Annotated in this window: 17 protein-coding genes; 5 read left to right on the forward strand and 12 right to left on the reverse strand. The window is 65.4% G+C overall.

The window, feature by feature from the left end; all coding sequences use genetic code 11:
- Positions 1 to 50 precede the first annotated feature (50 nt).
- A complete protein-coding gene (locus KUW00_RS02360) occupies positions 51 to 320 on the reverse strand; it encodes a SelT/SelW/SelH family protein (protein WP_045991043.1) in 270 nt (89 codons plus the stop codon).
- A gap of 110 nt (positions 321 to 430) precedes the next feature.
- Between KUW00_RS02360 and KUW00_RS02365 the strand changes: the two genes are divergently transcribed.
- From KUW00_RS02365 to KUW00_RS02385, 5 genes are all read left to right on the forward strand, one after another.
- Complete coding sequence (locus KUW00_RS02365) at positions 431 to 1,741, forward strand: MFS transporter (protein WP_222568159.1); 1,311 nt, start codon at positions 431 to 433, stop codon at positions 1,739 to 1,741.
- Positions 1,742 to 1,963: 222 nt separating this feature from the next.
- Entirely contained in the window at positions 1,964 to 2,398 is a 435-nt protein-coding gene (locus KUW00_RS02370) for a PAS sensor domain-containing protein (protein ID WP_045991041.1), read from the forward strand.
- Positions 2,399 to 2,541: 143 nt separating this feature from the next.
- On the forward strand, positions 2,542 to 2,757 hold the full coding sequence (locus tag KUW00_RS02375) for a PA3496 family putative envelope integrity protein (protein ID WP_108131385.1): 216 nt from the start codon (positions 2,542 to 2,544) through the stop codon (positions 2,755 to 2,757).
- Positions 2,758 to 3,028: 271 nt separating this feature from the next.
- Positions 3,029 to 4,690 carry an energy-dependent translational throttle protein EttA gene (ettA, locus tag KUW00_RS02380; protein ID WP_045991039.1) on the forward strand — a complete coding sequence of 554 codons (1,662 nt, stop codon included), beginning with the start codon at positions 3,029 to 3,031 and terminating at the stop codon, positions 4,688 to 4,690.
- Positions 4,691 to 4,895: 205 nt separating this feature from the next.
- The gene (locus tag KUW00_RS02385; RefSeq protein ID WP_045991038.1) at positions 4,896 to 6,248 is read left to right on the forward strand and encodes a DUF2254 domain-containing protein; all 1,353 of its coding nucleotides are present in this window, start codon (positions 4,896 to 4,898) and stop codon (positions 6,246 to 6,248) included.
- A gap of 57 nt (positions 6,249 to 6,305) precedes the next feature.
- Here the strand turns inward: KUW00_RS02385 and lpxL are convergent, their stop codons facing one another.
- The 11 genes from lpxL to ftsB form a co-directional block, all read right to left on the reverse strand.
- Positions 6,306 to 7,226: an LpxL/LpxP family Kdo(2)-lipid IV(A) lauroyl/palmitoleoyl acyltransferase gene (gene lpxL, locus KUW00_RS02390; RefSeq protein WP_108131384.1), complete on the reverse strand. Its 921-nt coding sequence runs from the start codon at positions 7,224 to 7,226 to the stop codon at positions 6,306 to 6,308.
- 44 nt (positions 7,227 to 7,270) lie between these two features.
- On the reverse strand, positions 7,271 to 8,380 hold the full coding sequence (alr, locus tag KUW00_RS02395; RefSeq protein WP_108131383.1) for an alanine racemase: 1,110 nt from the start codon (positions 8,378 to 8,380) through the stop codon (positions 7,271 to 7,273).
- Positions 8,381 to 8,690: 310 nt separating this feature from the next.
- Positions 8,691 to 9,686 (reverse strand): RNA polymerase sigma factor RpoS, encoded by a 996-nt coding sequence (gene rpoS, locus KUW00_RS02400; RefSeq protein ID WP_222568408.1) that lies wholly within the window; start codon positions 9,684 to 9,686, stop codon positions 8,691 to 8,693.
- A 110-nt stretch (positions 9,687 to 9,796) separates the two neighbouring features.
- Entirely contained in the window at positions 9,797 to 10,957 is a 1,161-nt protein-coding gene (locus KUW00_RS02405; RefSeq protein WP_222515583.1) for a peptidoglycan DD-metalloendopeptidase family protein, read from the reverse strand.
- Complete coding sequence (locus KUW00_RS02410; protein WP_108131381.1) at positions 10,950 to 11,903, reverse strand: DUF368 domain-containing protein; 954 nt, start codon at positions 11,901 to 11,903, stop codon at positions 10,950 to 10,952. Before KUW00_RS02410 ends, KUW00_RS02405 begins: the two co-directional genes overlap by 8 nt.
- A 35-nt stretch (positions 11,904 to 11,938) precedes the next feature.
- Entirely contained in the window at positions 11,939 to 12,604 is a 666-nt protein-coding gene (locus KUW00_RS02415; protein ID WP_045991033.1) for a protein-L-isoaspartate(D-aspartate) O-methyltransferase, read from the reverse strand.
- Positions 12,591 to 13,337 (reverse strand): 5'/3'-nucleotidase SurE, encoded by a 747-nt coding sequence (gene surE, locus KUW00_RS02420; RefSeq protein ID WP_045991032.1) that lies wholly within the window; start codon positions 13,335 to 13,337, stop codon positions 12,591 to 12,593. Before surE ends, KUW00_RS02415 begins: the two co-directional genes overlap by 14 nt.
- Positions 13,334 to 14,509 carry a tRNA pseudouridine(13) synthase TruD gene (gene truD, locus KUW00_RS02425; protein ID WP_071211075.1) on the reverse strand — a complete coding sequence of 392 codons (1,176 nt, stop codon included), beginning with the start codon at positions 14,507 to 14,509 and terminating at the stop codon, positions 13,334 to 13,336. Before truD ends, surE begins: the two co-directional genes overlap by 4 nt.
- Positions 14,506 to 15,042: a 2-C-methyl-D-erythritol 2,4-cyclodiphosphate synthase gene (ispF, locus tag KUW00_RS02430; protein WP_045991067.1), complete on the reverse strand. Its 537-nt coding sequence runs from the start codon at positions 15,040 to 15,042 to the stop codon at positions 14,506 to 14,508. Before ispF ends, truD begins: the two co-directional genes overlap by 4 nt.
- Positions 15,043 to 15,056: 14 nt before the next feature.
- Positions 15,057 to 15,785, reverse strand: a complete 729-nt coding sequence (gene ispD, locus KUW00_RS02435; RefSeq protein WP_045991031.1) for a 2-C-methyl-D-erythritol 4-phosphate cytidylyltransferase — start codon at positions 15,783 to 15,785, stop codon at positions 15,057 to 15,059.
- A complete protein-coding gene (gene ftsB, locus KUW00_RS02440) occupies positions 15,782 to 16,117 on the reverse strand; it encodes a cell division protein FtsB (protein WP_045991030.1) in 336 nt (111 codons plus the stop codon). The genes ispD and ftsB overlap by 4 nt, the downstream gene beginning before the upstream one ends.
- Positions 16,118 to 16,119 lie beyond the last annotated feature (2 nt).

The following is a 16,119-nucleotide window of genomic DNA, read 5'->3' on the forward strand; positions in this document are numbered from 1 at the left end:
CCATCGCGCCCACGTTCAGACCGTCAACACAGGATGACCATCGGCGCTGTTCAACGGTCCAGATGGCCCAGATCGCGCTCGGGAGCGATGCCGTCGCGGACCCGTTGCTTGAGCGTCTTGACGTCGGGAAAGCCGCCATCTCGCTTGCGCTCCCACAGCGTCTCGTCATCCAGCCGGATCTCGAAATGTCCGCCGTGGGAAGGCACCAGCGTCACCTCCTCGAGATCCTCGCCGAAGGTCGAGAGCAGCTCCTGGGCATACCAGCCACTACGCAAGAGCCACTGACATTGCGTACAGTAGATAATCCGAATGCGTGCCACGTTCAGCCTCCCTGTTCCAGCACGTAGGTGGAAACACCGGCGACGCACTGCAAGGCAGCGTGTACACCGTATTCCCTCAAACCTCGATCATAACAGTCAGGACAGCCTCCATGGCCAGTGGCGAAACCCAGACGCGACTTTACGAGTGGCTCACCGGCGACGAGGACAGTCGCCTGTGCAAGGACATCCCGGACAGCGCCTGCGATGAGCAGCCGCGCAACTTCTTCCTGCATCTGCTGGCGTCGCTCGGCAACAAGCTCGCCGACGAACTCTCCAGCGCCCGTCTGGTCCTGCCCTGGCTACTGGGCGCCATCGGCGCGCCGACCTGGATGGTCGGCCTGCTGGTGCCGATTCGGGAGGCCGGCGCCCTGCTGCCCCAACTGTTCGTGGCCGGATTTATCCGCCTGAAACCCCGGCGCAAGGGCGTCTGGGTGGTCGGTGGATTGCTTCAGGCGCTGGCCGCCGCGGCGCTGTCGGTTCTTGCCCTGATCGGTTCCGGCGGTGTTGGCGGCGGCCTGGTACTGCTGGCCCTGATCGCCCTGTCGCTGGCCCGGGGGCTGTCGTCCATCGCCACCAAGGACGTGCTCGGCAAGACCATCTCCAAGCAACGTCGCGGGACCCTGATGGGCTGGAGCGGCAGCGTGGCGGGCGCCGTGACCCTGGCCGCCGGTGCGGTGCTGGTGCTGTTCGACGACCGCCCCGGCGAGCTCGCCCTGGCAGTGCTGCTTGGCGTGGCGGCGCTGGGATGGACCCTCAATGCGCTATGCGCCGCCGCCATCGAAGAAGCGGAAGGCGCCACCGACGGCGGCGCCAACGCCTGGGATTCGGTCAAGACCGGCCTCGCCCTGATGCGCGACGACGCCGCCTTTCGTAACTTCAATCTGACCCGCGCCCTGTTGCTGTCCAGCGCCCTGGCGTTGCCCTATGTCGCGCTGATGGCCCAGGACAACGGCGGCACCGAACTTGGCGGACTGGGACTTCTGATCGTGGTATCCGGGGTCGCCGGCATGGTCGCCAGCCCCATCTGGGGCAAGCGTTCGGATGCCTCCAGCAAAACGGTGATGCGCGACGGTGCCATCGGTACCACCCTGTGCTGCCTGCTGGGGGCATCGCTGGCCTGGTTGCCCGAGTCGATGAGCGCAAGTGTCTGGCCCTACGCCCTGGTCTACGCGCTGCTGGTCATCGTCCACTCGGGCATTCGCCTCGGTCGCAAGACCTACATCGTCGACATGGCCGGCGCCGACAATCGTGCCCTCTATGTGGCCCTGTCCAACACCATCACTGGCGTGCTGATGCTGATCGTCGGCGCCGTGATCGGTGCTCTGGCGCAATGGCTCGGCGCCGGCCCGCTGTTGCTGGTGCTGGCCGCCACCGCCGCCCTGGCCGCCCTCAGCGCGCTGCGCCTGCCGGAGGTAGAGTGACGCAAGGGCAGCAAAAGAGGTTAGCCGAGCATTGATTTAATCTCGCCGCCTGGCCATGCTTAGCATCAAATTTTGCCGATTAGAGCCATCATTACATCCCGAGGTTGCGCACAAACCGTCTTTGAGAGACTACCGGTTTGGTGCACATCCTGGCCCCTGAATCCCCGGCCCCTGATTACCAGGCAACAAGGGTGTAACGCCAAGCCCGCAACAGGACGTCCCATGACACGACCGAACATGATCGCCCCGGAACTGCTCGAACGCATCGTCAACGCCTCGGAAGACGGGATCGTGGTGGCCGAGAAGGAAGGCGACGAGCATATCCTGATCTACGTGAATCAGGGCTTCGAGCGCCTGACCGGCTACAGCGCGGACGAGATCCTCTACCGCGACTGCCGCTTTCTGCAGAACGACGATACCGACCAGCCGGCCCTCGACGTCGTGCGCAAGGCCTTGAAGGAGTTGCGCCCCTGCCGCGAAGTTCTGCGCAACTACAGGAAGGACGGCACCCTGTTCTACAACGAGCTGTCACTGACCCCGGTGTTGGACGAAAGTGACGAGCTGGTCTACTTTATCGGCGTCCAGAAGGACGTCAGCGAACGTGTGGCCAACCTGGCCGAGATCGATCGCCTGCGTGACGGCGCCGACAGCGCCTGAGCCAGTCCACGCCTCCCTCTTGCACTTTTCTCGATTCCCGCTTATATAGCCAACAGAGTCCTCGGATTCTGTTGGCGCTTCCCGCCGTCGGAAGCATGGTGTGACAAGACGCGCTTCGGCGCTCTGGCCATGGGAGATTTCACATGAGCCGTGATTCCCTTCTCGATGATGCCTACCTCGACCTCTCTGATCAGGAGGCGGTCAACGACGAGGACTATTCCCGCAGTCGTCCTTCCAACCGTGCTGACACCCTGCGCGCCCGCCGACGAGTGGAAGCCCTGCTCGAGGAACGTCGCCTGCGCCAGGCCATCGATGACGACTGGGGCTATGACGAGGAAGAGGAAGAAGAAGAGGAATAGCACCCAGCGCCACCTGTCTTTCCCGGGGCGGTCGGTGCATCGCCCCCGCCATTCGCTCTCGCCTGGCGAATCCCCTCACCTTGCGTGGGGCGCCCCTCGATCTCGCCACACGGCTGGCGTTTGTGCGCCTCCGGCTCTATCATCTGTGACCAGCTTTTTTTCCGCGAACCCCAGTGGAAACGCGGCATCGTCCACGTCTGGCTATGCTGTCGACGCCCAGGGCGTCCGTCAGCGCCGGTGGTGATCGTTTCCCCAACACTAGCGAGTTCCCATGGCGCAATACGTCTACACCATGAACCGGGTGGGCAAGGTCGTGCCCCCCAAGAAGCAGATCCTCAAGGACATCTCCCTGTCCTTCTTCCCCGGGGCCAAGATCGGCGTGCTCGGTCTCAACGGCGCCGGCAAGTCCACCCTTCTGCGGATCATGGCCGGCGTGGACACCGAGATCGAAGGCGAGGCACGGCCGATGCCGGGCCTCAACGTGGGCTATCTGCCCCAGGAGCCCGAGCTCGACGACACCAAGAACGTGCGCGAGACCGTCGAGGAGGCACTGGGCGAGATCAAGGAAGCCCAGGCCAAGCTGGACGCCGTCTATGCGGCCTACGCCGAACCGGACGCCGACTTCGACGCGCTGGCCGCCGAACAGGCCAAACTCGAGAACCTGATCGAGGCCGCCGACGCCCATAACCTGGAGCGCAAGCTGGAAGTCGCCGCCGAGGCACTGCGGCTGCCGCCCTGGGAGGCCAATGTCGGCCACCTGTCCGGTGGCGAACGTCGCCGCGTGGCGCTGTGCCGCCTGCTGCTGTCCAACCCGGACATGCTGCTGCTGGACGAGCCGACCAACCACCTGGACGCCGAGTCCGTGGCCTGGCTCGAGCGCTTCCTCCACGACTATTCCGGTACCGTGGTGGCCATCACCCACGACCGCTACTTCCTCGACAACGTGGCCGGCTGGATCCTCGAGCTCGACCGCGGCCAGGGCATCCCCTTCGAAGGCAACTACTCCCAGTGGCTGGAAGCCAAGGAGAAGCGCCTGGAGCAGGAAGCCAAGGCCGAGGCCTCGCGTCAGAAGGCGATCAAGCACGAGCTCGAGTGGGTTCGCTCCAACGCCAAGGGCCGTCAGGCCAAGAGCAAGGCGCGCCTCAACCGCTTCGAGGAGATGCAGTCCGGCGACTTCCAGAAGCGCAACGAGACCAACGAGATCTACATTCCGCCGGGTCCGCGTCTGGGCGACAAGGTCATCGAATTCCACGGGGTGTCCAAGCGCTTCGACGACAAGCTGCTCTACGAGGACCTGAGCTTCACCATCCCCCAGGGTGCCATCGTCGGTATCGTCGGCGGCAACGGTGCCGGCAAGTCCACCCTGTTCAAGCTGATCCAGGGCAGCGAGAAGCCGGACGCCGGCGAAGTGGTGCTCGGCGAGACGGTGGACATCGCCTACGTCGAGCAGATGCGCGACGCCCTCGACGACAAGCAGACGGTGTGGGAAGCGGTGTCCGATGGACAGGACATCCTCAACATCAACGGCTACGAGGTCTCCTCACGGGCCTACGTCGGGCGTTTCAACTTCAAGGGCAATGACCAGCAGAAGTTCCTCAGGGACCTCTCCGGTGGTGAGCGCGGCCGCCTGCAGCTGGCCCAGACCCTGAAGCAGGGCGCCAACGTGCTGCTGCTCGACGAGCCGTCCAACGACCTGGATATCGAGACCCTGCGTGCGCTGGAAGAGGCTCTGCTGGCCTTCCCCGGCTGCGCCATGGTGATCTCCCACGATCGCTGGTTCCTGGACCGCATCGCGACCCATATCCTGGCCTTCGAAGGCGAGTCCCACGTCGAGTTCTTCGCCGGCAACTACACCGAGTACGAAGCCGACCACAAGAAGCGCGTCGGTGACGACACGCCGCATCGGATGAAGTACAAGCGTATCGACGCCTGATACGACAAGCACTGCGCACTGCAACGACGCCACCGGCCCACGCCGGTGGCGTCGTCGTTTGTGCAGTTCCAGTCTTTCCGCTGCCGCCAGCGTTTACCGGCGTACTTGCATGACAGCACGCTTGAAGCGATAAGAGCCACATGCGACGCATCTTGTCGTCGACATCGACCTCTCCCATCCACCGCTACCTGACAGGGTCCCTGCCATGTCATCGCTGACCTTCCATCCGGTGCGGTTGATTCGCGCCTTTTATACCAGCATCGCCTACCTGCCGACCCTGGCAGCCCTGGTCTACGGTCTGCTCGGCCTGCTGGCGCTGGCCCCACCGATCAGCGACACCTCGCTGCCGGAGGTGATCCAGAAGCTCAGTCTCACCGCCCCGGGCAGCGCCCAGTCACTGCTGGCGGCGATGCTCGGCGGCATGATCTCGCTGATGGTGTTCAGCTTTTCCATGGTGATGTCGGTGCTGTCCCAGGCCGGCGGCAACTTTTCCCACAAGCTGGTATTCGGGCTGGTATCGGAGCGCGCCAATCAGTGGGTGCTCGGCCACTACCTGGGCACCATCCTGTTCATCCTGATTCTATTGATCGTGCCGGAGGTCGACGACGGCGAAGCCGCCTGGCGTTCGCTCGCCATCTATCTGGCCTGTGCCATGGTGCTGCACTGCCTGGCGCTGTTCGTCTATTTCATCCACAACGCCTCCCAGTCGATCCAGATCGACGCCGTGATCTCCGGGCTCCATGACACCACCCTGGCCAGCATGCAGCGTCTGCACGACAAGGAAACCGATGACCATTGGCGCTACCTGCCCTCGGCTGCACCGCCGAGCGCCCAGTGTCACGAGATCCATGCGCGCATGGCGGGCTATGTGCAGAACGCCAACCTCGAGCGACTGGCGGAGCTTGCCGAGCGCATCGGTGGCGTGCTGCATCTGCAGTTTCGCTTCGGCGACTACGTGGTGGAAGGTCTGCCCATCGCTATCCTGGAATGCGAGGACACGCCCAACGAGGAGTGGTGCGACGAGGTGCTCTCCACCCTCACCTATCTCGACGGTGAATCCATCGACGAGCACTTCGTCCACGGACTGACCCAGATGATGGAAGTGGCGATCAAGGCGCTGTCCCCGGGGATCAACGACCCCGGCACCGCCAGGCTGTGCCTGCACCGGATGACCGATCTGCTGTGCCGCTACCTCAAGTGGCAGCCGGCCAACACCATGGTCGACGGTGACGGCAAGCGCCGTGTGACCTGGCCGGTGGAACGCTACGACAGCCTGCTGCACCGCCTGTTCGTGCCGATCCTGTCCTACGGCGCCGAGGACCAGAGCACCCTGCTGGGTTTGCTCAAGTCGCTCAAGACCCAGTCACTGTTCGCCGGGGAACACCAGCTCCCCAGCATTCAGCGGATGGCTCAGCGGGTCGGCCAGGCGCTGGCGGACGGCGCCAGCGACCCGATGGATCAGGCCTTTATCGTGGAACGCTTGGAAAGAGGCGCACACCGCCTCGACCTGACCCCCATGCGAGAACGCCTGGCGGCGCGCCTCGAGCAGATCGGTTGACGCCTGGACCGACGGGGCGCCCGCGGCCAAGCCGGCAAGCCCCGCCAGGCGGGTCCATCAGTAGATCTTGGCCTCGCCCCTGGGGCGGGTCTTGAAGCGCCGGTGCATCCACAGATACTGCTCGGGATGGCGGCGAATCGCGGCCTCGATCACCGCGTTGATACGGGCAGCGTCGGCGACCTCGTCACCGCTGGGGAAGTTGTCCAGGGCGGGCAGGTATTCGAGGCTGTAGGTGCGATTGTCGGGATTGCGATGAAAGATCAGCGGCATCACCGGCGCGCCGGTCATCTTGGCGATCTTGGCCGTCAGCTTGATCGACGCCGCCTCGACTCCGAAGAAGGGCGCAAACACGCTGGCGTCACGACCGAAGTCCTGGTCCGGACTGTACCAGACGTGGTGACCGGCCTTGATCCGTCGCACCACGCCACGCAGGTCATGACGATCGATGGCGGTACCGAAGATGCCGTTGCGGGCACGGGTCATGAAACGCTCGAACACCGGATTGTCGTGGGGGCGATAGACCACGTCGGCGGGAAAGAACAGCGAGTGCAGGGCGCCGCCGAGATCCAGGGTGGAGAAGTGGATGCCGATGATCAGCGCGCCCTTGCCTTCGGCCTGGACCTTGGCCATATGCTCCTGGCCCTTGAAGGTGACCCGGTGGCGCAGATGTTCGGGATCCCGGCACCAGCCGGTGGCGGTCTCGAAGATGCCGATGCCGTTGGCCAGAAAGCTCTGCTTGACCAGGCGGGCCTGGGCCGCCGGGTCGAGCTCGGGAAAGCAAAGGCGAATATTGGTCTCGGTGATATGACGGCGACGCCCGGCGAAACGCCAGGCAGCCAGTCCGATCAATCGGCCCAGCGCCAGCTTGCAGCGCCACGGCAACCAGGCACTGGCGCGCATGGCGGTGATGGCAAGGTAGGTCGGCCAGTAGCGTGGCTGGGTCCAGTAACGTGGCGCGGTCGTTGTGTCCTTGGACATGCGATCCCTCGTCGGTCGATCAGGACGACCGACGAGCCAGGCCGTCAGTCGCTAACGGCGCCATTGTACCGCCTGGGCACCCGTGGCAGCACCCCGGTCAACAGGGTATAGCTGATGGTGTCGCAGAATCGGGCCACTTCATCCACCGACAGAACGCCACCGTGACGGCTGCGGCCCCACAGCACCACCTCGCTGCCGATGCCTGCCTCGGGTAGTTCGCTCAGGTCCACCGTCATCATGTCCATCGACACCTTGCCGGCCACATGGGTGCGCTTGCCGTCGACCAGCACCGGAGTGCCGTCCACCGCGTGGCGGTCATAGCCGTCGCCGTAGCCACAGGCCACCACCCCGATACGCGAGGGCCGAGAGGTGACGAAGCGCCCCCCGTAGCCCACCGGCTCCCCCGCGGAAAGCTCGCGCACGGCGATGATCTCGCTGCGCAGGCTCATCACCGGTGCAAGCTGCTGGCTTGCGCTGTTGGCGACCTCCAGTGGGTCGGCCCCGTAGAGCATCACTCCCGGACGGTTGATGGCACCGTGGGCCGAGGGCTGGGCAAGAATACTTGGCGAGTTGGCCAGGCAGGTGGGCGCGTCGAGACGCTCGGCCAGCGCCACAATGCACTCGCGCTGACGTTGAAAGTAGCCAGCATCGGTACTGTCGGCGGTGGCGAAGTGGCTCATCAGGTGAAGATCACAGACACACTCGGGGGCCGCCTCGAGTGCCCGCCAGGCCGCTTCGGCCCGCTCGGGCGGGAAGCCCAGCCGATGCATGCCGGAGTCCACCTTCAGCCACACCGGGATGGGCCGGGCCGGACGCCGTGCCAGGGCGGCCTCGAGCTGCCAGTCGCTGTGAATCGCCATGCCCAGGCCAAGCGCCTCCACCTGGGCCAGCTCATCGGCGCTGAAGATCCCCTCGAGCAGCACGATGGGCTCCTCGATGCCGGCCTCGCGCAGGGCGACCGCCTCCTCGATCGCTGCCACCGCAAACATCGGCGCCTCGCCGGACAAGGCCCTCGCGCAGGCGACGGCGCCATGGCCGTAGGCGTCCGCCTTGAGCACCGCGACGCTGAGGCTGCCAGGGGCCAGGCCCGCGGCAAGCCGGTAATTGTGGCGCAGGGCATCCAGGTCGATATCGGCGATCAGGGGGCGAGACATGGGGACTCCGAGGTCAGTGTGCAGAGGCTAGTGTTGTCACCATATTATGCTCAATATAAAAGGGTATTTCATGGCATATAAGTCCATAAAACTCTTCCGAGACAGCTAGTTAAACCAATACTTAGATAGCAACCAGACAAAACCACTAAAAAAAGCGCCAGGCTTGGCCTGGCGCTTATGGATACGTCTCACGGGGTCAGTCTTGAAGGTCGGGACCATGCCTCTATCCAAGCGCCCCAGCATGCGCTGATATCATCTGCTTGCCGGGTACCGCCACCGACAGCGCTCTGGTCACGCCAGGCTGACGGGACTACTCGAAGATCGCGTCCAGCGACAGGCCCTGCTTGTCGAGCATCCGGCGCAGCTTCTTGAGCGCCTCGACCTGAATCTGGCGCACCCGCTCGCGGGTCAGGCCGATCTCCTCGCCGACCTGCTCCAGGGTGGCGGCCTCGTGGCCACGAAGGCCAAAGCGTCGCACCACCACCTCGCACTGTTTCTCGGTAAGCTCGGCCAGCCAGTGATTGACGTGGGCCTTGACGTCGCCGTCGACCAGCGTCGACTCGGGCCCCTGCTCGTTGTCGTCGGTGAGGGTCTCGATCAACGGCTTGTCGCTCTCGCCGCCCATGGGGTAGTCGACCGAAGACACCCGCTCGTTGAGCCCCATCATCTTCTTGACGGTCTCGACGGGCTTGTCCAGATGTTCGGCGATCTCTTCGGCGGTGGCCTCGTGATCGAGCTTCTGGGTCAGCTCGCGGGCGGCGCGCAGGTAGATGTTGAGTTCCTTGACCACGTGGATCGGCAGACGAATCGTGCGGGTCTGATTCATCAGCGCCCGCTCGATGGTCTGGCGAATCCACCAGGTGGCGTAGGTCGAGAAGCGAAAGCCGCGCTCCGGATCGAACTTCTCCACCGCACGAATCAGGCCGAGGTTGCCCTCTTCGATCAGGTCCAGCAGGGTCAGGCCGCGATTGAGGTAGCGGCGCGCGATCTTCACCACCAGGCGCAGGTTGGACTCGATCATCCGAGCCCGCCCCTGGGGGTCGCCCTTGCGTGCCAGACGGCCGAAATAGACCTCTTCCTCCGGTGTCAGCAATGGCGAGAAGCCGATCTCGTTCAAGTAGATCTGGGTGGCGTCGAGGCTCTGGCGCGCATAGCGATCCTCGCGGCCCAGCGCCTTCTCGAACGCCTGAGTCTCGTCCTCGGCTTCCTCGACCTCTTCGGCCTCGTCCGTCACGTCCTCGACGGCGTCCTCGTCAGCCTCGTCTACCGTTTCGAGATTCACATCCTGAAGATCCCGTTCAAGCATGCTCATCGTATAGCTACCCCGTGGTTGCGACCCGGCGTTGTCGTCACCCACTACGATCAACGCCAAAGATTATTATTGTGTGACGCTCATCCTGGAGAAACTGCCGTTTCTCAACGGGAAGGAAGATATTTCGTCGGATCCTGCGGCTGACCGTCCTTGCGCACCTCGAAATGCAGGCGTACGTCCTCGGCGTCGGAATCGCCCATGGTGGCGATGACCTGGCCTGCCTCGACGACATCGTTCTCGCTGACCTTGAGACTGTCGTTATGGGCGTAGGCACTCAGGTATTCATCGTTATGCTTGAGCAGGATGAGCTTGCCGTAGCCCCTCACACCGCTGCCCGCGTAGACCACCTTGCCCGGCCCCGCCGCTCTGACAGGTTGCCCCTTTTGACCGCCGATATCAATGCCGGCGGTGATGCTCGAACTCTCGCCGAACTGGCTGACAATCTGGCCGTCGGCCGGCCACTGCCAGGGGACCTCATCGACCGGCGTATAGGTCCGGGACCCGCCGCTTGAAGCGCTTTCGCCGCCACTGGAAGACGTGGCCTGGCTGCTGCTGCCGCTGTCCTGCGAAGCGTTGGCGGCCACGGTTTCTGACTGTGCAGAATCGCTAGCCTCGGCCTGCTGCTGTTGCTGTGCCCTGGCCTCTTCCTCGGCGGCCGCCACCACCGATTCCTCGGCTTCGCGCTGGGCGCGTTCGGCCTCATCCTGACTGCTCAGGCTGCCATCGGCGCCGGGGGTGTCGTAGTCGTACACCGGTCCCGGAGCGGTCGCGCTGACACCGGCCACGGCGGCCGCGCCCTGGGCCGCGGTACCGCTGATCTGCTCGGTACTCGCGCTCACGGTCTCGGTGCTACCGTCCGGCAACAGCCACTCGAGATCCTCGGAGGAGGGCTGAGCGTTCTGACTTTCCTGGCCGAGGGGCGTTGCCACCGCCCCGCCCTGGCCTGCCTGCGCGCCCGCTACCTGCTGGCTACCGGCGCCCGACGACGGGGCTTGACCGTTGGCCGACAGGCTCAGCGTCTGGCCGACGTCGATGCGGTAGGGAGGCTGGATATTGTTGATCCGGGCCAGTTCGCGGAAGTCCATATCGTGGCGCCAGGCGATGCCGTACAGCGTATCGCCGGACTCGACGGTGTACTGCGCAGGCACCTGGGCGGCACGGGCCGACGACAGGTCCTGAACCTGGACCGGCTGGCTCGGGCCCTGCTGATTGACACAGCCGGCCAGGACCAGCGCCAGGCTGGAGATGACGAGAGTCTTATGCATCGTGTGGTGTCTCCTTGTCGGCTGACCGCGTCGAGCGGCTAGCGTTGGCGTCTTCGCGGGCGGCGGACGAAGCGCCAACCCTGGCAACGATGAGGACCACCAGCATGCCGAGGATGGCGAGCAGCGTCACCCCCACCAGCTGCGCGGCCTCTCCGGTCACCGCAGAATAATCCCAGGGGGCCAGATAACGATAGTCCAGCGGGATGACTTGATTGTCACTGCCTAGCTGATAGCGCGTCAGCTCCCGCCAGGGCCAGAGGATCGGCAGCGAGCCCACGATGAAGCCGACCAGCAGCTGCAGGGTGGCGGTGTGATGACGTCGCAGCAGCCACGACAGCAGACGCGAAAAGGTGAAAAGGCCAACCAGGCACCCCAGGGCAAACAGCCCCAGCAGCGGTACATCAAAACCGCGGATCCCCTGCATCACCACGTCGTAGAGGCCCATGCTCAACAAAAGAAAGCTGCCCGAGACGCCGGGCAGCAGCATCGCGCTGATGGCGATGGCGCCACCGACGACCAGTACCAGCGAGGGGCTACCGAGGGCGTTGACCAGCGGCATCAGCGACGGCAGCGCCTGGGCCAGCACCAGTCCCAGCGCCAGCGGCAGCATGTGCCACCAGCGCCAGTCGGCCGGGTGCTTGCCGACCACCAGCGCCGACGCCGCCACCAGACCAAAGAAGAAGCCGTTGAGCAGCAGCGGATGGCTATCCAGCAGCCACACCACCAGGTGAGCCACGGTGATCAGGCTGGTCAGGATGCCGGCCATCAGCGGAAGCAGGAAGCGCAGGTTCAGGTGAGCAACGAGCCCCCTGACGCCGCCCTGTTTCAGCGCCCCGAAGGCACTGGGACCGAAGCGCTTGATGGTGTGGATCAGCTCCTCGTAGATGCCGGTGACGAAGGCAATGGTGCCCCCGGAGACTCCCGGGACGGCATCCGCCGCCCCCATGCCCGCACCCCGAAGGTAGAGGCCTAGCGAATGTTTCAACGAATTACTCCTTCAAGTAACGGCACGAAGCGTACCGGCTCCAGCCGTTCGAATTCAAAGCGCTCTCCCTCGCGCCGTACACGGGTCAGCCACTGGCGTCCATCGTGGCCTTCCAGCGGCGCGATCAGCACGCCGCCGTCCACCAGCTGGGACAGCAGAGGTTCGGGCAGTTCGCTGGCACAGGCGGTCAGCAGGATGGCGTCGAAGGGGGCGGCCTCGGGCCACCCGTGCCCGCCGTCGGCCAGCCTCAAGCGCGCGTTGTAGGTCTTCAACAGGCGCAGGCGCGAGGCGGCGATACGATGCAGAGCATTGATCCTCTCCACCGACCAGAGTTCCGTTACCAGACGTGCCAGGATCAGCGTCTGGTAGCCTGACCCGGTGCCCACCTCCAGCACTCGCTCGGGCGCCTGTTCGAGGATCAGCTCGCTCATGCGTCCGACGATCCAGGGCTGCGACAGGGTCTGGCCATGGCCGATCGGCAGCGCGGTATCTTCGTAGGCACGATGCGCCAGGGCCTCGTCAAGGAACAGATGGCGAGGTTCCCGCGCCATCACCTCGAGCACGCGAGACGAGCGAATGCCCTGCTCGCGCATGCGGCTGACCATGCGGTCCCGGGTTCGCTGGGACGTCATGCCGACGCCTCTGAGATCAGGTGAGCGCATCAAGCCAGTCCTGCACATCATCGCGTGCGGCGTGTCGGGTCAGATCGGTCTGCAGCGGGGTGATGGAGACGTAACCCTCCGCCACCGCGGCGAAGTCCGTGTCCGGCGCATCGTCGGCATTTTCCCCCACCGGGGCGATCCAGTAGCGCAACCGTCCACGGGGATCGCGCGTCTCGATGGGGCGTTCGGCGGGGCCACGATAGCCCATGCGAGTGACGCGAAAGCCGCGCAGCTCCTCCCACGGCACATCCGGCACATTGACATTGAGCAGGCTGCGCGGCGGCAGCGAAAGCTGCTCCAGTGCCCCTACCAGGCTCGCCGCCACCCGGCCAGCGGTCTCGAAGTAGCGGTGCCCGACCAGTGACACGGCGATGGCCGTCATGCCCAGATTGCGCCCTTCCATGGCCGCCGCCACGGTGCCCGAGTAGAGCACGTCGTCGCCCAGGTTGCCGCCATGGTTGATACCCGAGATCACCAGATCCGGCGTCTCGTCCCAGACGCCGTTGACGCCAAGATAGACACAGTCGGCGGGGGTACCGTCGACGCTGTAGAAGCCGCTGTCCATGGGGCTGAGCGACAGCGGACGCGACAGGGTAAGGGAGTTGCTGGCACCGCTGCGATCACGATCGGGGGCGACCACCCTGAGCTTGGCATAGGGGCTGAGGGCGTCATGCAAGGCCTTCAAGCCAGGCGCGTTGACGCCGTCGTCGTTGGATAGCAGCAGTCTCCTCATGGTGTATCTCCCTGGTGTTGCTCGGCCACTGGTTGCGCGTCCCCGGTCAGCTCTTCCCCAGGCTGCCTGGCCACAGGCTCCTTCACTAAAGGCTCGTCGACGGACGGCGCGTTGCGAAAGCTCAAGGTGGGGTGATCCATCAGCTCACGCAGCACGGCGGTGGCAAAGGCCCCGGCGGGCAAGCGGAACTCGAGCCACACCGCGTCGCCCTGACGCCATAGACGGGCCTCGGTGGGCATGACTCTCAACGCCCGTCGGGACGCCTTGACCCTGGCCTTCTCGAGTCCGGCGCAAAGCGCCGGCGCCTCGGCCAGGACGTCTTGCTCCAGCGCCTCGGCTCGCTCCCGGGCGCGACTGCCACCGGTCCCCCAGAGTACCCCGGCGGGATGGATGTCGCCTTGCTCGAGGCGCGCCTTCAAGGCGTCATCGGGGCTTTCCACGTCGAACAGGCTGTGGGTACCTTCCAGCATCATCACATCGCCGGCCAGCACCTCTCGCCAGCAGCCCCTGCGCAGACGCTCGGCCAACTGGGCGTTGAACAGGTAGCTGCGAGCGGCGGACAACAGCATGCCCTCGCGGTCATCACGCTTGCGCCAGCCGCGCTCGAGCACCGCACAGGCCTTGCTCAGGTTGCGCCCCTCGTGACCGAACCGCTGGGGCCCGAAATAGTTGGGCACCCCGTCGCTCACCAAGGCCTCGAAGCGCTGTTCGAGCCCAGGGTCCCGAGCCACCTCGCCGGTCAGCTTCAGACGAAAGCGGTTGCCGCGATGGACCCCACGCTTGAGCTTGCGCGGATGACGGCTGGCGGCCTCGACCACATAGCCCTCCGCCGCCAGTCGTGCGTCGAGATCTTTCGGCGCCTCACGCCCCGCAAGATGCACCGAGAACCACTGACGCGTTACCGCCGTGCGGTCCTTCATGCCGGCATAACCGACGTCGCGGCGACTCACCTGACACTGGTGGGCCAGGGTCGAGGCGACCCTGGCGGTGGTGGTGTCACGCTTGGCGATCCACAGCCACAGGTGCTCGCCCTGGCCCTCAGGAGCGAACCCAAGGTCCTCCTCGACCTGGAAATCCTCGGGGGTTTCCCGGTAACGCCCAGCCATCGGGGCGCCGAAACGCTCGTCCAGATAGCGCGGCCAGTCCGGGGGCCAGACGATGGCATCGCTCATGTCGATTCGGCCCTCGTGACACTGGCGCCAGGGTCCCCGGCGGCGCTGGTGGCATCATTGTCAATGGCCGCCATCAGCACCACCGCCTCGGCGGCGATGCCCTCGCCACGCCCGGTGAAGCCGAGACGCTCTGTCGTGGTGGCCTTGACGTTGATGGCGCCCCTGTCGATGCCCAGGTCCTCGGCCAGGGCGTCGCGCATGGCACCGAGATGCGGTGCCATCTTCGGCGCCTGGGCCATCAGGGTGGCGTCCAGGTTGGCCACCCGGTAGCCGGCCTGCGCCACCCGTGCCACCACCCGCCGCAGCAGGTCGCGACTGTCGGCGCCCTTCCACTCAGGGTCGGTATCCGGAAACAGGTGACCGATATCACCGAGGGCGCAGGCGCCCAGCAGCGCATCACTGATGGCATGCAACAGAACGTCGCCATCGGAGTGCGCCACGAACCCCCGATCGAAGGGCAGTCGCACGCCCCCGATCATCAGGTGGTCACCCTCGCCGAAGCGATGGACGTCGAAGCCGTGGCCTATGCGCAGGGGCAGCAGCATGTTCATGAACTCTCGTGCAGATCCCGGAGCACCGCGTCGCCGGCCAGGATCAACTCGGCCAGGCGCAGGTCCTCGGGGTGGGTGATCTTGATATTGTCGCGGCGACCGGCGACCAGTCGGGGCGCGCGGCCCAGGGCCTCCACCGCCGACGCCTCGTCGGTGATCCGGCCGACACCGATGCCGTCCGGCGCCAGCGCCCGGGCCAGAGCTTCCTGAAGCAGAGCAAAGCGAAATGCCTGGGGCGTCTGGGCCTGCCACAGACCCCGTCGGTCCTCGGTGTTCGCCACCGCCCCCTGGCCATCGTCACGCTTGATGGTATCCGCCACCGGCGAGGCCAGCAGCGCCCCGTCAGGGCTCGCGAGGGCAGCGTTGTAGAGCCGTGACAGGTCATCGGCGCTGACACAGGGGCGCGCCACGTCGTGCACCAGCACCAGGTCATCGGGGGCGCCTTGGGCGGCGACCGCCGCCAGGGCATTGACCACGCTGTGCACGCGCTCGGCGCCGCCGGCCACCCGCTGCCAGTCGGTAAAGGGGACCAGCGCCGGGTCGAACCAGTCGTCATCGGGCGCCAGGCACAGGCACAGCCGCGCCTCGGGAAAGCTCTGATGCAGCCGCGCCAGGGTATGCGCCAGCACCGGTCGCCCCGCCACTTCGAGATACTGCTTGGGGCAGGTCCCGCCGACCCGCTTGCCGACGCCCGCCGCCGGCACGATCAGCCACAGTCGGCTCATTCACTGGCCCCCTGGGCAGATCCCGGTGTCGGTTGGGCCACCGGGGCGACGTCGGTCTCGACCCCGGGCACCCAGAAGAACTGCTCGTCGGTGCGCACCATGCCCACATCGCTGCGAGCGCGTTCCTCGATGGCATCGAGACCGGTCTTGAGGTCCACCACCTCGGCGCTAAGGCGAGCATTGCGATCGCGCAGGGGCTGGTTTTCCGCCTCCAGCGCCGCCACCCGCCCGCTGACTTCATTCATTTCCATGACACCGCCCTGGCCCAGCCACAGTCGATACTGAAGCAGGGCGAGCAGTGCCAGCAGCACTATCGCCAAGGTCTTGAGCATGC

Source organism: Halomonas sp. DP5N14-9 (genome assembly GCF_019802175.1).
Classification (GTDB): Bacteria; Pseudomonadota; Gammaproteobacteria; order Pseudomonadales; family Halomonadaceae; genus Halomonas; species Halomonas litopenaei.

Bases quoted from the DNA above. Each gene is read 5' to 3' on its own strand.
- KUW00_RS02365 (WP_222568159.1), top strand. From the start codon at position 431: ATGGCCAGTGGCGAAACCCAGACGCGACTTTACGAGTGGCTCACCGGC.
- KUW00_RS02370 (WP_045991041.1), top strand. From the start codon at position 1,964: ATGACACGACCGAACATGATCGCCCCGGAACTGCTCGAACGCATCGTC.
- KUW00_RS02375 (WP_108131385.1), top strand. From the start codon at position 2,542: ATGAGCCGTGATTCCCTTCTCGATGATGCCTACCTCGACCTCTCTGAT.
- ettA (WP_045991039.1), top strand. From the start codon at position 3,029: ATGGCGCAATACGTCTACACCATGAACCGGGTGGGCAAGGTCGTGCCC.
- KUW00_RS02385 (WP_045991038.1), top strand. From the start codon at position 4,896: ATGTCATCGCTGACCTTCCATCCGGTGCGGTTGATTCGCGCCTTTTAT.
- lpxL (WP_108131384.1), bottom strand. From the start codon at position 7,226: ATGTCCAAGGACACAACGACCGCGCCACGTTACTGGACCCAGCCACGC.
- alr (WP_108131383.1), bottom strand. From the start codon at position 8,380: ATGTCTCGCCCCCTGATCGCCGATATCGACCTGGATGCCCTGCGCCAC.
- rpoS (WP_222568408.1), bottom strand. From the start codon at position 9,686: ATGCTTGAACGGGATCTTCAGGATGTGAATCTCGAAACGGTAGACGAG.
- KUW00_RS02405 (WP_222515583.1), bottom strand. From the start codon at position 10,957: ATGCATAAGACTCTCGTCATCTCCAGCCTGGCGCTGGTCCTGGCCGGC.
- KUW00_RS02410 (WP_108131381.1), bottom strand. From the start codon at position 11,903: ATGGGGGCGGCGGATGCCGTCCCGGGAGTCTCCGGGGGCACCATTGCC.
- KUW00_RS02415 (WP_045991033.1), bottom strand. From the start codon at position 12,604: ATGCGCTCACCTGATCTCAGAGGCGTCGGCATGACGTCCCAGCGAACC.
- surE (WP_045991032.1), bottom strand. From the start codon at position 13,337: ATGAGGAGACTGCTGCTATCCAACGACGACGGCGTCAACGCGCCTGGC.
- truD (WP_071211075.1), bottom strand. From the start codon at position 14,509: ATGAGCGATGCCATCGTCTGGCCCCCGGACTGGCCGCGCTATCTGGAC.
- ispD (WP_045991031.1), bottom strand. From the start codon at position 15,785: ATGAGCCGACTGTGGCTGATCGTGCCGGCGGCGGGCGTCGGCAAGCGG.
- ftsB (WP_045991030.1), bottom strand. From the start codon at position 16,117: ATGCTCAAGACCTTGGCGATAGTGCTGCTGGCACTGCTCGCCCTGCTT.